Origin of the sequence: Sedimenticola selenatireducens DSM 17993 (assembly GCF_000428045.1) — a bacterium.
Lineage (GTDB): Bacteria > Pseudomonadota > Gammaproteobacteria > Chromatiales > Chromatiaceae > Sedimenticola > Sedimenticola selenatireducens.
The window spans coordinates 142,249-156,859 of sequence record NZ_ATZE01000015.1; the positions used below are offsets into that span (position 1 = coordinate 142,249).

General features: G+C 54.7%; 14 protein-coding genes. 7 read left to right on the top strand and 7 right to left on the bottom strand.

Annotated features, from left to right (window positions below; translation table 11 throughout):
• Positions 1 to 168 precede the first annotated feature (168 nt).
• Positions 169 to 564: a hypothetical protein gene (locus A3GO_RS0114055; protein ID WP_029133934.1), complete on the bottom strand. Its 396-nt coding sequence runs from the start codon at positions 562 to 564 to the stop codon at positions 169 to 171.
• Between the two features lie 385 nt (positions 565 to 949).
• Between A3GO_RS0114055 and A3GO_RS23955 the strand changes: the two genes are divergently transcribed.
• Positions 950 to 2,485 (top strand): dynamin family protein, encoded by a 1,536-nt coding sequence (locus A3GO_RS23955; protein ID WP_084610097.1) that lies wholly within the window; start codon positions 950 to 952, stop codon positions 2,483 to 2,485.
• A 22-nt stretch (positions 2,486 to 2,507) separates the two neighbouring features.
• Positions 2,508 to 3,419, top strand: a complete 912-nt coding sequence (locus tag A3GO_RS0114065; RefSeq protein WP_029133935.1) for an ROK family protein — start codon at positions 2,508 to 2,510, stop codon at positions 3,417 to 3,419.
• Between the two features lie 54 nt (positions 3,420 to 3,473).
• Here the strand turns inward: A3GO_RS0114065 and A3GO_RS23960 are convergent, their stop codons facing one another.
• Positions 3,474 to 4,637, bottom strand: coding sequence for a sensor domain-containing diguanylate cyclase (locus tag A3GO_RS23960; RefSeq protein ID WP_051302335.1), 1,164 nt, complete (start codon positions 4,635 to 4,637; stop codon positions 3,474 to 3,476).
• A gap of 28 nt (positions 4,638 to 4,665) precedes the next feature.
• Positions 4,666 to 5,532: an HDOD domain-containing protein gene (locus A3GO_RS23965; RefSeq protein ID WP_037375439.1), complete on the bottom strand. Its 867-nt coding sequence runs from the start codon at positions 5,530 to 5,532 to the stop codon at positions 4,666 to 4,668.
• A gap of 167 nt (positions 5,533 to 5,699) precedes the next feature.
• Between A3GO_RS23965 and A3GO_RS0114080 the strand changes: the two genes are divergently transcribed.
• The 3 genes from A3GO_RS0114080 (at position 5,700) to A3GO_RS0114090 (ending at position 9,245) form a co-directional block, all read left to right on the top strand.
• The gene (locus tag A3GO_RS0114080; protein ID WP_037375442.1) at positions 5,700 to 6,374 is read left to right on the top strand and encodes an NUDIX hydrolase; all 675 of its coding nucleotides are present in this window, start codon (positions 5,700 to 5,702) and stop codon (positions 6,372 to 6,374) included.
• A gap of 25 nt (positions 6,375 to 6,399) precedes the next feature.
• Entirely contained in the window at positions 6,400 to 7,452 is a 1,053-nt protein-coding gene (gene nadA / locus A3GO_RS0114085; RefSeq protein WP_029133937.1) for a quinolinate synthase NadA, read from the top strand.
• Between the two features lie 158 nt (positions 7,453 to 7,610).
• Positions 7,611 to 9,245: a methyl-accepting chemotaxis protein gene (locus A3GO_RS0114090; protein WP_029133938.1), complete on the top strand. Its 1,635-nt coding sequence runs from the start codon at positions 7,611 to 7,613 to the stop codon at positions 9,243 to 9,245.
• A gap of 91 nt (positions 9,246 to 9,336) precedes the next feature.
• On the opposite strand, the gene A3GO_RS0114095 is transcribed toward A3GO_RS0114090, so the two are convergent.
• The 4 genes from A3GO_RS0114095 to A3GO_RS0114110 all read right to left on the bottom strand — a co-directional run bounded on the left by A3GO_RS0114095 (position 9,337) and on the right by A3GO_RS0114110 (position 12,470).
• A complete protein-coding gene (locus A3GO_RS0114095; RefSeq protein ID WP_029133939.1) occupies positions 9,337 to 10,044 on the bottom strand; it encodes a Crp/Fnr family transcriptional regulator in 708 nt (235 codons plus the stop codon).
• Positions 10,045 to 10,235: 191 nt separating this feature from the next.
• On the bottom strand, positions 10,236 to 11,594 hold the full coding sequence (locus tag A3GO_RS23970; RefSeq protein ID WP_051302337.1) for a hypothetical protein: 1,359 nt from the start codon (positions 11,592 to 11,594) through the stop codon (positions 10,236 to 10,238).
• Between the two features lie 90 nt (positions 11,595 to 11,684).
• Positions 11,685 to 11,942: a DUF2249 domain-containing protein gene (locus A3GO_RS0114105; RefSeq protein ID WP_029133940.1), complete on the bottom strand. Its 258-nt coding sequence runs from the start codon at positions 11,940 to 11,942 to the stop codon at positions 11,685 to 11,687.
• 93 nt (positions 11,943 to 12,035) lie between these two features.
• Complete coding sequence (locus A3GO_RS0114110) at positions 12,036 to 12,470, bottom strand: hemerythrin domain-containing protein (protein ID WP_029133941.1); 435 nt, start codon at positions 12,468 to 12,470, stop codon at positions 12,036 to 12,038.
• 227 nt (positions 12,471 to 12,697) lie between these two features.
• On the opposite strand from A3GO_RS0114110, the gene A3GO_RS0114115 reads away from it, so the two are divergent.
• Together A3GO_RS0114115 and A3GO_RS0114120 are read left to right on the top strand one after the other, a co-directional pair.
• Entirely contained in the window at positions 12,698 to 13,144 is a 447-nt protein-coding gene (locus A3GO_RS0114115) for a c-type cytochrome (RefSeq protein ID WP_029133258.1), read from the top strand.
• Positions 13,145 to 13,159: 15 nt separating this feature from the next.
• Positions 13,160 to 14,551 carry a cbb3-type cytochrome c oxidase subunit I gene (locus A3GO_RS0114120; protein WP_029133259.1) on the top strand — a complete coding sequence of 464 codons (1,392 nt, stop codon included), beginning with the start codon at positions 13,160 to 13,162 and terminating at the stop codon, positions 14,549 to 14,551.
• Positions 14,552 to 14,611: the final 60 nt, after the last annotated feature.

Genomic DNA, 14,611 nt, shown 5'->3' on the forward strand with positions numbered 1-14,611 from the left:
TCGGGGTACTTTCGAATACTCAGACGCCTTATTCAGAAAAACGCCTAAAACTGATAGAGCCTTACCGCAACAAACAGGCCCCTTGGTTCATTCAGAACCAGGAGGCCATAAATTTTTGTTGCTTGTTTTCAATCAGGAAGGCCAAATCAGCCCGCCCGAACGATGACATCAGGCCTTACCCATGACAGAAAAGCTTTTAATAAAGGGACCGGCCATACGTGGGTCCTTCAACATGGAGGCATAATCACCCACCTTGAATTTCATCTTGCCGGAGGTAAATGCCACCCCAAGCCCCATCATGCCAGGCGGTTTGCCAATCCATTTCTTCCACTGCGCCTCACTACACCGGATATCCCAGTTCAGAGACTCCCCACTGTAGGCTCCAGCGGCTACAGCCTTGCCATTTTCGACGGTAATCACTCCCCGTGGCTGTTCTTCCCCGTCAAATCCATAGCCGATCACACTGCTAAAACCGATCTGGGCAAGGGCACCAACCAAGTCAGACTCCGCATTCCACTGCGTCATAAAACTCTGCATCCATTCCTCAGAAAATAGTTCAGCCATCTCCACGCTCCCTTATTATCAATATTCCAGGACACGCCGCCAGATGGAAATCAGCAGGGCAACAACCGGCGACAAAAGTGTATTAAGTATCTCTTATATACTCATATAGTGCAATAGTCCCTGACAAAACCAGGATAATTACTTTTACTATAAGTATTTGGGCAAATACGTTTTTTTGTTTTTTTGAGCGGTTACCGGCCTAGCCGAACTGCAACCCACTCTTCCCGCTAATGCACGGGTTTTCGCTAGAATCCACATTGACAGACTACCACCTGTCGTCCCGTCGCGTTAGTATGGCTTATAGACAAATCCGGGGTAATAGTGATCTGAAGCAAACAAAGTCAGCGGTCGGGCAAACAACCCTTCCCTACAGCAGGAGTAGTTCATGAACACGGCAGGAAGACTCATCGAAGGACGCCTGAAACATCTTGAGACGCACCTTGAGCAAGAGAATCCGGTACTGCTGAAGACAGTGCAGAGTTTCAAGAAACTGGACCGGATTGCCTACAGAACCGGCTTGCTGGAGACCGATGACTCCTACGCCACCCAAATACCCTGGTGGCCGCTGATCTCGGTTCTTGGCACCTTCTCATCCGGCAAATCCACCTTTATAAACCACTATCTCGACTACAAACTCCAGCGCACCGGCAATCAGGCCGTCGATGACAAGTTTACGGTCACCTGTTACAGCCGGGAAAAAACCGCTCACGCCCTGCCGGGAGTGGCACTGGACTCGGATCCACGCTTCCCCTTCTACCAGATGAGCGAGGATATCGAGCGGGTCGCCAAGGGCGAAGGTGACCGTATTGACTCCTACCTGCAGTTAAAGACCTGCCCCAGCGAACGGTTGCGCGGCAAGATTCTGATCGACTCTCCGGGATTCGACGCCGATGCCCAGCGCACATCCACACTGCGCATTACCGATCACATAATCGATCTTTCTGATCTGGTACTGGTGTTCTTTGATGCCCGTCATCCCGAACCGGGGGCGATGCAGGACACACTTGATCATCTGGTAAGCAATACCATCAGCCGCAATGACGCGGGAAAGTTCCTGTATATACTCAACCAGATCGATTCCGCCGCACGGGAAGACAACCCCGAAGAGGTGGTGGCGGCCTGGCAACGGGCGCTGGGAGAACGCGGGCTGACCGCCGGCCGTTTCTATACTATCTACAATCCGGAAGCTGCCGTGCCGATTGACGACGACAACCTGCGGCAGCGTTTTGAGCGCAAAAGGGATGCTGATCTGGAGGAGATCCACAATCGCATGCATGAGGTAGAGATCGAACGCGCCTATCGTATCGTCGGCGTACTGGAACGTACGGCCCGGGATATTGAGGAACGCGCCATCCCTGCCATCAAGGACGCCGTAGCCCGTTGGAAACGACGTGTACTCTGGGGTGATGCACTGGCGTTCGGCCTCCTGTTGCTCAGCCTGTTCGCCATCACCCTGAAACAGGGTTATTGGCAGGGGTTTCGTTTCGAGCCGCCCTGGCTGGAGTCTCTAACTACCAGTCCGGCGCTGCAAATCGGGATTTCCGGCGGTGCTTTGGCCGTGGTACTGGGCCTGCATTTCCTGATTCGCTCCCTGGCTGCCCGCAGCCTGTTGCGGCAACTGAGAAGACAAGGAGACAAGCTGGCGATCAGAGGCAATCTGGCCAACGCCTTCCTGCGTAACACCAAACCCTGGCGCAGCATTTTCAGCAGTTCCCCGGCGGGCTGGGGGCGTAGCGCCAGAAAGCGGCTGACCCAGGTCAAGGAGGATGCCGACAATTATGTCCAGACCCTCAACGACCGTTTCACCAATCCGTCCGGGGATGCTTCGGTTCACCTGGAAAACCAACCCATGCTTGCCGACACTGATGCCGTCCCGGATGAAGAGGCTGAATTGAGCCCTGCCTCCACCGGCCGCGGTTAGCCACCGCGCGGCCGATGCAGTCATGCGTATTGGAGTTGATCTCGGGGGTACAAAAATAGAGGCGATCGCCCTGGATGACCGGGGCAATAGCCTGACCCGACAACGCATTCCGACACCGACCGGTGATTACCACGCCACCCTCGATGCCGTTGCCACGCTGATCGGCCGCATCGAACAGCTGACCGGCATGCACGGCAGCGTCGGCATCGGCACGCCCGGATCACCCTCACCCGCCACGGGACTGATCAGAAACGCCAACTCGACCTGCCTCAATGGACAGCCCTTGCAACAGAATTTCGAGCGACTGCTGAACCGCCCCGTTCGACTGGCCAATGATGCAGACTGTTTCGCCCTCTCGGAATCGATCGACGGTGCAGGACAAGGATTTCACTCGGTATTCGGCGTTATCATCGGCACCGGCGTCGGAGCCGGCATCGTCATCAACGGAAGCCTGATCCCGCATGCCAACCGTATTGCGGGAGAATGGGGACACAATCCACTCCCCTGGCCCAGTGCCACGGAGTCACCCGGTGAGGCTTGTTACTGCGGCAAAAAAGGCTGTATTGAAACCTTCCTGTCGGGTGCGGGGTTACATCTCGATTACCGCCGGGAGACCGGGCTCGAGATATCTGGGCCGGAACTGTCAAAACGACTGGAACAACAGGAGCAAGCCGCAGAACGGGTCATGGCACGTTACGAGAATCGCTTGGCACGCAGTCTCGCCACGGTTATCAACCTGCTGGATCCGGAAGTGATCGTCCTCGGCGGTGGCTTATCCAACCTCGTACGACTCTATGAACGGATACCGCGAATCTGGGCGGAATACATTTTCTCCGACGTGGTGCGCACCCGCCTGCTGCCACCCCGGCACGGTGATTCAAGCGGAGTCCGCGGTGCCGCCTGGCTGTGGCCTGAGGGCGAGGATCAATACTGACGCAAGCCACGCCTATTCACGGCTGCATGATCGTCCATCTACTTGACCAACGGGCTACAATTCAAGAGCGGGTGAATAGAAGCGGCGTTGACCACCCCCCTCCCGCTTGCAACACTCAACGGCGCAATCAGCCTGGTGATAAAGCAGATCCAGATGATCCTGCAACTCCATGTCGCCGAGCTCGCACAAGGTTGTCATGCCGATGCTTGCCGTGAGATCCACCGTCTCATCCTGGTGCAGTAAATCCAGGTTACTGACCGCCTCCTGAATGCGCTCAGCCATGCTTTCCATCCCCGCCGGCAAAGTGTGGGGCAACATCAGCACAAACTCACCATCACCCAGGCGGGCCACCAGATCGCCTGTTCGCGCCTCTTGTTGCAGCGTCCCGGCAATCCGGCAGATGGCCTGATCCCCGACCAGATGCCCCCACTTGTCATTAATGCTTTTCAGCTGATCCACCTCGATCAGCATCAGCCCCACCGGGTGGTCATAGCGCACTGCTCTCGCGAGCATCGCTTGACCCTCGACAAAAAAATGGTGCCGGCTACACAGTCCGGTCAACTCATCGGTGACCGAGAGTTCCTGGTGCAGGATGCGCAATTTCTCGGACTCCTCCAGCGACTGGGCTAATGCATGCGTACGTGAAGCGACTTGGTCTTCAAGCCGGTTGACCAAGCGGTGCAAATGCAACAATCGGCCGAGAAAATTAGCGAACAGCATGAAAAAATGCTGGTGCCAGGTCTGAAAAAACTCCGGCTGATGATGTGAAACATTGAGCACACCCAGCACCTCGTCATCCGAAACAATGGGAGCGGATATCAGGGAGCCGTCACCATAGAACAGGGTCGTCCTGGAAAACGGCTTAAAACGCGAATCAGTCTTACAGTTCCGACAATACTGAATCTGGCCGCTCTGCAGGGCCAGCCCCATGATTCCCTCGCCGGCAGTAAACCGCATACCTTCAGTATCGGCAGATGGATCATCCGTGCCCCGTCGACTAAAGGTATTCACACCCCCCCCGACCGTACATCTCAGCACATCCCCCTCAAGCAGAAAGATCGAGCACTGCTCAAGATCCTGATATTCGATAAGCGCTTCCAGCGCCTGATCCAGAAATTGCTGCTCGGAAACACCCTCTATCGGCATCCGTGAAAGCAACCGGATAGCCGAGAGTGAATCCACCAGTGAAAAGAAATGATCCTGCTGGCCAAATATCACATCGATGTCTCTTGGTTGATTTGATTACTCATGCAAGCTGTCTCGCGACCAGTTCCAGGTCATCCAGCTGGCCGAGAAACGTCTCCTCTATCCGCAGAATCCGCTGCCGCTCAAGCCCGTCAATACGATTCAACCAACGGCACTCGCTCAGTGCATACGCCTCGCCTGCACGAACAGCGCTCATCCGTTCGACCGCACAATTTAACAAATCCACTTCCGTCTGGTAGGTCCCCGAATAGTCGCCATCCCCCAGTTGTCCCATCATGGCCACAATCGCCGCAGGCAGATGCCAGCGTTCGGCCAGCCAGGCGCCCGCTTCCCGATGATCAATACCGAGCCGCTCTCTTTCAATATCAAGCAGCCTTTCCGCCGGTTCCTGTACCGCTCTGCTCAGAGCGCCGGCATAAGCTTCACCGAGAACATGCGCCAACAACAGAGCGCCCAGATTATGGAACAGGCCTCCAAGGTATAGCGCCGCCGGATCCGGACGCCGTGCCAGCGGGACCATCACGGCAAGTGAACGAACCAGTTGCCCGCATGCCAGGGCTTTATACCAGTATCCCGGAAGATCAAAAACCGGGCACTTTTCCAGATTGAAGGCCCCAGCAACACTGATACCCAGGGCAAGGCTTTTGACCATATTCAAGCCCAGGACACGGATAATGGCCTCCTCCACGCTATAAACAGGCGAAGGCTGGGCAAAATAGGCCGAGTTTGCCAAACCCACGATACGCGCGGCGAGTCCCGGGTCCATCTCTATAATCGCGGCCAGCGCTTTCAGGTCGATTTCGTCGTCGGAGATGGCTTCAAGCAGTTTAGCCGCCGTGGTCGAGAGTGGCGGCAAATGTTTGACCTGAAGTATTTCACGCACGGCACTCTCTCTATCCGCTTGCATCACACAAATCTTCCCGTTTTTATTCGTCATTATGTTAGCGGGATTTCGCTGGTTTTCTTTAACAGCCACTAGATTATCCACATCACATCAAACCCGACCGGACAGATGACTTGACATGTTGCACTGCAATGATCAATATATAGTGTATTATTAACACTTAGTCACCGATGGCCGTGCCGTATCAGTACAAATACCCCCACCCTGCAGTGACCACCGATGTGGCGGTATTCACCCTGCGTAATCAGCAACTGCAACTACTTTTGATACGCCGGGCACAAGAGCCGTACATGGGCCAGTGGGCGCTACCCGGAGGCTTTCTCGAAATCGATGAAGACCTGGACAGTTGCGCCAAACGGGAACTGAAGGAGGAGACGGGTGTTGCCGATCTCTACATGGAACAGCTCTACACTTTTGGGCGTCCCGACCGCGACCCAAGGGAGCGGGTTATCAGTGTTACCTATTATGCCCTGGTGCCGACCGATAAACTCACCCTGTCCGCCGGGAGTGACGCAGCGGAGACGGTCTGGTTTCCATTGCAGGAGCTTCCGGAACTGGCTTTTGACCATGAAGAGATCATTCTGCTGGCCCGTGAACGGCTGGCGGCCAAGACACACTATTCCACCATTGCCTTTCAGCTCATGCCGGAAACCTTCACCTTGAGCGAACTGCAATCGGTCTATGAAATTCTGCGTGACGAGAAACTCGACAAACGGAATTTTCGTAAATGGGTTCTGGCACTCAAACAACTGGAAGAGACCGGCGGAAAACGCAGAAACGGCAATCACCGACCCGCTAAAATCTACCGGCTGACCAACCCCGATCGTGTCGATATCGTACGCTGAGCCGGCAAAACACAGAGAGAAAACCATGACACAGACATCCAGTCCTGTAGAAATTCAACAACATCCCGTCATTGTCCCACCCCATCCCCAATGGCCAACCCTCAGTGTGGATGAGAAACGGGTGATCAAGGAACGTATCAAGACACTGTTGAAGGCGCGCAATGCGGTACTGGTAGCGCATTACTACACCGATGGCGACCTGCAGGAACTGGCCGAGGAGACCGGTGGCTGTGTATCCGACTCGCTGGAAATGGCCCGCTTTGGTGCACAACAGGAAGCGACCACCCTGGTGGTCTGTGGCGTTCGGTTCATGGGAGAGACCGCCAAGATCCTCAATCCGGAAAAACGGATTCTGATGCCCGATCTGAATGCAACCTGCTCCCTTGACGAAGGCTGCCCGGCCGATGAATTCAGCGCCTTCTGTGATCAGTATCCCGACCACACGGTGGTGGTGTATGCCAATACCAGCGCCAAAGTCAAAGCCCGCTCGGACTGGGTCGTAACCTCCGGGATTGCGCTGCCGATTATCAAGCACCTCGCGAGCCGTGGGGAAAAGATCATCTGGGCTCCGGACAAACATCTCGGCCATTACGTACAGAAGATGACCGGCGCCGACATGCTGTTCTGGAACGGCGCCTGCGTGGTCCACGAGGAGTTTAAATCCGTGGCACTGGAACGGGTTCGGCGCCTGCACCCGGATGCCGCTGTTCTGGTTCACCCTGAATCCCCCGAGGCGGTGATAGAACAGGCCGATGTGGTGGGCTCGACCACCGCTTTGATCAAGGCGGTAGTGGAGATGGGTAACAGCGAGTTTATCGTCGCTACCGATGGCGGCATCTTCCACAAAATGAAACAGCTGGCGCCCAACAAAAAACTGATCGAAGCCCCTACTGCCGGGGAGGGTGCCACCTGCGAGAGCTGCGCCCACTGCCCCTGGATGGGGATGAACGCGCTACAGAATCTGCTGGAAGTACTCGAGAATGAAAGTAACGAAATCCTGATCGACCCGGCCACCAGAGAACTGGCGGTCAAACCCATTCAGCGCATGCTCGATTTCGCCCAAAACCAGGAAAAATAGGAGGCCGGCAGAGATTTTTGTTGCAGCGTGTCATTTTTTGTTCAAGTTCCTCTTCTGGTGGTCGCCACATAACCGGGACCAGTAGCAGCAGTATCCCAAGGTCACTAATTTTTACAGCGGCAGAATGGGGACTTCTGGCACTGTTACGAGGAACTCCCATGAATATCTTACGCCGCCTGAATATCACCCACCGACTCTGGACATTGATAACACTGGCCATTTTCGGCATTGCCATGATTACGGCATTCTCCCTCCTGCAGTTCAAATCCAGTCTGCTGCATGAGAAAGAGTTACAGACCCGGAAGCTGACCGAGATTGCCTACAGCATCATTGCCGATTTCCATGCGCAAGCCAGCAAAGGCGAATTAGACGAGCAGACCGCACAGAAGAGTGCCCTCGCCAGCGTCAGATCCCTGCGCTACGAAGACGGCAACTATTTCTGGGTCATTGATATGGATGCGGTCACCCTGATGCATCCCATCAAACCTTCACTTGAAGGCAAGGATCTGGCCGGATTGAAGGATGCAAATGGCACAGCCATTTTTGTCGCCTTCGTCAACAAGGCAAAAGAGAGCGGCGAAGGGATGGTGCCTTATCTCTGGCCAAAACCCGGCAGTGAGAGTCCTGTGCGGAAGGTATCCTATATCAAGGGTTTCAAGCCTTGGGGCTGGATCGTCGGCACCGGCATCTACATCGATGACGTGGATAGCGTTTTCTGGAACAACGCCACCACACTGTCTCTCGGCACCGGCGTCGTGCTGCTGATCCTGATTACCGTATCGCTTATTATCGCACGCAGTATCTGTACCCCACTCCAATTGACCACACAGGCAATGCACAACATTGCGGCCGGGGACGGTGATCTCACCCAGCGGCTGGACAGCAGCGGCAATGATGAAGTGGCAAGACTGGCCGGTGCATTTAATGAATTTGCCATCAAGGTACAAAACACGATTGCCCAGGTCAGCACCGCCACCAACCAGATCGCCACTTCCGCCGATGAACTTACGGCCATCACCGCACAAAGCCACGAAGGCATGGACCAGCAACGAAACGAAACCCATCAGGTGGCCACCGCTGTAACCGAGATGGCTGCCACGGTTCATGAAATTGCTCAAAATGCCGAAAATACCGCCAGTTCCGCCCGCGAGGCAAATACGGAAGCGAACGCTGGAAGAACCGTCGTGGACGAAGCGTCCCATGCAATTAATCAACTGGCCAGCGAAGTCGAAAAAGCCTCCAGTGTTATCAACCGTCTGGAAACAGAGAGCGGAGCGATCGGCAGTGTGCTGGATGTAATCCGTGGTATCGCGGAACAGACCAACCTGCTGGCGCTGAATGCGGCCATTGAGGCCGCACGCGCGGGTGAACAGGGTCGCGGGTTTGCCGTGGTAGCGGATGAGGTGCGCACCCTGGCAAGTCGGACACAACAGTCCACCCAGGAGATTCAGGAGATGATCGAACGCCTGCAGTCCGGCACCAACGAGGCTGTTCAGGTCATGGAACGGAGCCAGTCCACAACTCAGATTACCGTCGACAAGGCACGTGCTGCAGCTGATTCACTCAACAAGATCGTGCAATCTGTAGCCACGATCTCGGACATGAACACGCAGATTGCCAGCGCGGCAGAAGAGCAGTCCGCAGTCGCCAGGGAGATCGACCGCAGTATTGTACAGATATCGCAACTGGCCGAGCAGGCGACCGGAAGCACTGATAAGGTGGCAACCGCCAGCCAGGCGCTTGCGAGACTGGGCGAAGACCTACAGATTCAGGTCAGCCAGTTCAAGGTCTGAACCCACCATACCCAAGTTCGGAACAGCTAACGACAGAGGGCGCCCTGGGCGCCCTCTGTTTATGGTCGGGTAAGCGGAGCAAACCCCGCAATCAACTCTCCGGGCTGATATGCTGCCCACAAATCCCAGATGACTCGGCATGTTTGCGCAAACCCTCCACATCGAGGATCTCGATATGCCCTCCCTTCACCTTTACCAGTCCCTGGCTGGTAAAGTTGCTCAGAATTCTTGAGAAGGTCTCCGGCTTGACCGACAGTCGGGACGCCAGTACGCCCTTTGGCGTCGCAAGATCAAAGGCAACCCTGACCTGCCCGTTGAACATGGATTTTCCGCAAAGATACCCGGCGACCCGACCGGTGGCACTCTGCAAGGTAAGATCGTCGATCTCTTTAATCATGCGACGCAACCGCATGCTCATATCACCCATGACCCTGAAACAGGTATCGGTTGATTCCCGAAGCAAATCCAGAAATCCCCGACTATCCACCGCCGTGAGCCGTACCTTGCCGATTGCGGAGGCACGAACGGGGTATGATGGCTTATCCGAGAACATAAGGGCCTCGGCAAAAGTGTACCCGGCCGTGACCACTTCAATCACCTTTTCGTTCCCATTCATTGAAAGTCGGGATAGTTTTATCTGCCCCTCCTGAACCAGAAAGAAGCGTTTTGCCTCATCGCCTGCCTCGAACAGGGCCTCATTATCCTGAAGCTGGATTTCACTACTCATTTTTCGCACACGCTCCAACTGACCCTCATCGAGTTGGGAAAAAAGGTAGGCTTCTCTCAGTTCAGACGGCATAGTCGCACCATGAAAAAATAATTTGCTTAACTTTCATGAAGTTAATATTTCAAGAATGCGTATTTTAGCGCAGAAAATACCTGATGAAAATCATAAAGAGTAAAGTCACGACTCAATACATCCGGTCAAAAATCCTGATCGGATGGTTAGTCTCCCTGACGAAGTGCCTTTAAGTATAGCGGTTACCGCAATTAATCGACATCACCATCAGGCACCCGGACACTTTCAGCGTAGGCCAGCAGCGCACGATTCGTCTCACGATAACGAAGCATTGCAACCAAAAGGTTTTTTAGCAGGAGGGCATTTGAAGCAAAGAAGAACAAACCGGCCAGGTGGGCGAACCAATCGGGACGAAGGGTAGCAAGCAGCGCCGACAACAGCGCAAGCAAGAACAGACGGAACTGCAAGCGGGCCGCCTTGTCAGAGATAAACTCCTTCATGTTCGGCACCTTTACGGTCATACACATCAGGCCCATCTGCCTATTTTGCAGGTGAAACCAGGAGAGGAAGGGAACAATTTTATATAGCATCCCATTGATTACCGACACACCGACACCCAGGAGCAGGCTCACCCCGAGCAGCAGATTATAATGCGGGTTATAGCCAATGCCAGGTGAAAGGTTTCCCGCAACCCATACCAGTGCGCATACCGGCACAAACAGCATACCGGTACGCCAGAACATCATTGTTATATCCGGTATCCGGCGTTTTCGCTGCAACTGCAACCGCACCGTTACCACCGCATAAATCACAAAACCGGACAGCAGAAAAAACATCCAGATTCTGGGTACTATTTCATTCAGGGCACCAAATATTTCACCCAGCACCAAAGCGGTCCAGATCAACATGCCAATGAACAGTGCCGGTGCCAGCAACCGACGCAGGCGGGATGGATATTCCGGGGTCACCTGAAACATCGGCACCACCTGATAAGAGATACCTATCAGTAATAATCCAATCCAACCGAAAATACCCCACCCAAGGTGTACATCCACCAAAGAGGCAATATCTCCGAAACCCATGGTACCCAGGATGCCACTACCCAGCAGCAACCCAAGCAGTAATGTGATCAGTAATGAGACAACGGCGAGGCGTATCGCTACAACAGTGGCACTCACACTTTTCACCCGCCACAGAGCAATCATCACAGCAACAAAGAACAGTATAATTCCGCCGCCCAGCATACCCAGCGCAACCGCGTCCCCAATAGCACTACCCGACAGGAATGCAAAAACCAACATGACCGTTCCCAGGGTAATCATCAGGTGACAGATCGATCCTACCGCGACCACCTTGGGAACAGGTGATCCGGCAAGTACCGGCAACATCTGCAGCAACGCACCGCACATCACCATGGCCAACATTCCCAGGGTCAGCATATGGGTAAGACCCAGGGTCATGGGTGACCAGCGGGTAAGAAACAGATCTGGTCCATTTATCAACAACATTCCCGCCGCAGCCAGACCAAACAGCGGAGCTGTCAGAAAAAATCTGAATGGAATCGAAATCGGCGGAGCCTGATCCAGGGAGAGATTTGCGGTATTGAGCATCTGTTAACCAAGCAGTCAGTGAATAGCCAAGTGATATAGTATCAAATGATACTATATCGCAAGGGAGCGCGTCGCAGTAACTATATATAACTACGAAGTGGCGGAATCCACATCAAGGGCCGCCGCGACATCATCCGTCTTCCAGATAAATATCTCATAACCTCCTGACGAATCATCCCGGCAGCGCCACAAAAAACCGCTTTTTTCCAGTAGCGGATAGAGCAGGTGGGGTTCACGCCGATGCAACACACGCAGATAGTCACCCGGATTCAACTGCTTTATCGCTTCCAGCGTTTGCTCTAGAGGCTCACAGGGCTCAAGCATGCTCACATCAAGTTGTATTTCCATTGCAACAACATGCTCCTGAAGTATGGTGACCACATTGACCGGACATCCTGTCCCTGCCAATGTCTGTATAGCTTATTCATGCTAGCATCGACGCTAAAGCATTTTCATCTCTTGCAGGGTTGCCTCCGCATCGGCGGCAAACACCTGATCCGTCATGGGATAAAGCATCTGCTCCTCTTTCATATTGTGCTGTTGCATCACCATCATCATGGTTTCAGATAGCCCCAGATAGCGCTCATCATCTTCATGAGCCACGGCCCCTTCCATATCCGCCATCAACTGGCGCATCTGAGAGTGCTCCATGCGCATCATCTGGGTCGGCCCCGCCGCCTGCCCCGTGCGTTGTTCAAAGCCCGGAAAGAGAACCCCCTCCTCCATGCTGAAATGGTTTTCGGTCGTATTGCGAAAGGCCTCAAACTTCTCACGCCCCTGTGCCCAGTCCCCCTGCGCAATCAACTCTTCGGCTTCGGCAAACAGTGCATCACAATGCCGATGATCGTTCGCCATGGTTTCGGTGATCGTTGTCATTTCTCGTGTCCTGATCCAAGTCATAATTAGATATTCAGAACGGTGAGTATCGGGAATTCACAACCACTCACACATTGATTTCAATCAATCCGGAGCAAATTCAAAATGTTACCGATCGTTAATATTCTATTGACTCAAATCAAGGAACTAATCGAAACATGCAGGCCTAATGCGGCCTGTACACCTTTCGCGTTACTTACGTACGGAAAAATAATGAGGGGATAACAATGGCCCAGGCCTTCACAAAAACTATGGCGCGGAACATCTTTTACGGTGGTTCTGCGTTTTTCTTCCTCCTTTTCCTGGCTCTGACCTTTGATTCAGTTGGCCAACTGCCCAATCGCGACAATCGTGCCGCACTTGAAGGGGCTGTCGGCGAACAGGTAGCCAAAGGCAAGATACTCTGGGAAGAGAATAACTGTATCGGCTGTCACACGCTGCTCGGTGAGGGTGCCTACTTCGCACCGGAACTGGGCAATGTCTACAAACGCTTCGGCAATTCCAAAGACGGCATCATCGGCTTTATCAAGAGCCGTCCTGCCAACGGCATTCCCGGTCGCCGCAGCATGCCTCAGTTCAACTTCTCCGATGACGAGCTCGACGCCATCGCGGAGTTCCTGAAGTATGTCTCCGAGATCAATGCCGCCAACTGGCCGCCAAACATTCAGGGTTAAGGGGGAGTTTTAACCATGACATATCAATCTCAATCGGTCGCCAAGCTGTACTTTACGGCTGCCATCGCCCTGTTTGCCGCGCAGATCCTGTTTGGTCTGATCATCGGCTTGCAGTATGTGATCGGGGACTTCCTGTTCCCCTATATCCCGTTCAACGTGGCCCGCATGGTCCACACCAACGCCCTGATCGTCTGGCTGCTGATGGCCTTTATGGGCGCCGCCTACTATCTGATCCCGGAAGAGGCCGAGACGGAGCTGTTCAGCCCCATGCTCGCCACCCTGATGTTCTGGGTCTTCCTGGTGGCCGCGGCCCTGACGGTTGCCGGCTACCTGCTGGTGCCCTACTCCACCCTGGCCGCGCTGACCGGTAACGAGTTGTTGCCCACCATGGGACGCGAGTTCCTGGAGCAGCCGACCATTACCAAGCTCGGTATCGTGGTGGTGGCCCTGGTCTTCCTGTTCAATATCGGCATGACCATCCTCAAGGGTCGCAAGACCGTGATCAACCTGGTGCTGCTGCTGGGGCTGGTCGGTCTCGCCGTGTTCTTCCTGTTCGCCTTCTACAATCCCGTCAACGTGGTGCTGGACAAGATGTTCTGGTGGTGGACGGTGCATCTGTGGGTAGAGGGTGTTTGGGAGCTGATCATGGCCTCCATCCTGGCCTTCGTGCTGATCAAGGTGACCGGCGTGGACCGGGAGGTGATCGAGAAGTGGCTCTATATCATTATCGCCATGGCCCTGATCACCGGTCTGATCGGTACCGGCCATCACTACTTCTGGATCGGTACCCCCGAGTACTGGCAGTGGTGGGGTTCGGTGTTCTCCGCCCTGGAGCCGATTCCGTTCTTCATGATGACGGTGTTTGCCTTCAACATGGTCAACAAGCGGCGCCGCAACCACCCCAACAAGGTCGCCACCTTGTGGGCACTGGGTACCGCAGTGATGGCATTCCTGGGTGCCGGCGTGTGGGGCTTCCTGCACACCCTCGCCCCGGTGAACTACTTCACCCACGGTTCCCAGATCACCGCGGCGCATGGTCACATGGCCTTCTACGGTGCCTACGTGATGATCAGCCTGACCATCATCTCCTATGCCATGCCGCTGCTGCGCGGTCGCTCCGCGGCCAACAGCAACAAGCAGCAGGTGCTGGAGATGTGGGCATTCTGGTTGATGACCGTGGCGATTGTCTTCATCACCCTGTTCCTTACCGGCGCCGGTATCCTGCAGGTCTACCTGCAGCGGGTGGCGGAGAATGCGCAGCCGTTCATGGCGGTGCAGGATCAGATCTCGCTCTTCTACTGGTTGCGTGAGGTGGCCGGCCTGATGTTCTTCACCGGTCTGGTGGTCTATATCGCCAGCTTCTTCATCGGCCAGGATGAGCCCGAGGCGGTTGTCGCCGACGCTTAACCAACATCCTCCGGAGGGGTTCCCCCTCCCCCCTTAAGGCCGGCTCCTGGAGCCGGCCTT

Bases quoted from the DNA above. Each gene is read 5' to 3' on its own strand.
- A3GO_RS0114055 (WP_029133934.1), bottom strand. From the start codon at position 564: ATGGCTGAACTATTTTCTGAGGAATGGATGCAGAGTTTTATGACGCAG.
- A3GO_RS23955 (WP_084610097.1), top strand. From the start codon at position 950: ATGAACACGGCAGGAAGACTCATCGAAGGACGCCTGAAACATCTTGAG.
- A3GO_RS0114065 (WP_029133935.1), top strand. From the start codon at position 2,508: ATGCGTATTGGAGTTGATCTCGGGGGTACAAAAATAGAGGCGATCGCC.
- A3GO_RS23965 (WP_037375439.1), bottom strand. From the start codon at position 5,532: ATGCAAGCGGATAGAGAGAGTGCCGTGCGTGAAATACTTCAGGTCAAA.
- A3GO_RS0114080 (WP_037375442.1), top strand. From the start codon at position 5,700: ATGGCCGTGCCGTATCAGTACAAATACCCCCACCCTGCAGTGACCACC.
- nadA (WP_029133937.1), top strand. From the start codon at position 6,400: ATGACACAGACATCCAGTCCTGTAGAAATTCAACAACATCCCGTCATT.
- A3GO_RS0114090 (WP_029133938.1), top strand. From the start codon at position 7,611: ATGAATATCTTACGCCGCCTGAATATCACCCACCGACTCTGGACATTG.
- A3GO_RS0114095 (WP_029133939.1), bottom strand. From the start codon at position 10,044: ATGCCGTCTGAACTGAGAGAAGCCTACCTTTTTTCCCAACTCGATGAG.
- A3GO_RS23970 (WP_051302337.1), bottom strand. From the start codon at position 11,594: ATGCTCAATACCGCAAATCTCTCCCTGGATCAGGCTCCGCCGATTTCG.
- A3GO_RS0114105 (WP_029133940.1), bottom strand. From the start codon at position 11,942: ATGGAAATACAACTTGATGTGAGCATGCTTGAGCCCTGTGAGCCTCTA.
- A3GO_RS0114110 (WP_029133941.1), bottom strand. From the start codon at position 12,470: ATGACAACGATCACCGAAACCATGGCGAACGATCATCGGCATTGTGAT.
- A3GO_RS0114115 (WP_029133258.1), top strand. From the start codon at position 12,698: ATGGCCCAGGCCTTCACAAAAACTATGGCGCGGAACATCTTTTACGGT.
- A3GO_RS0114120 (WP_029133259.1), top strand. From the start codon at position 13,160: ATGACATATCAATCTCAATCGGTCGCCAAGCTGTACTTTACGGCTGCC.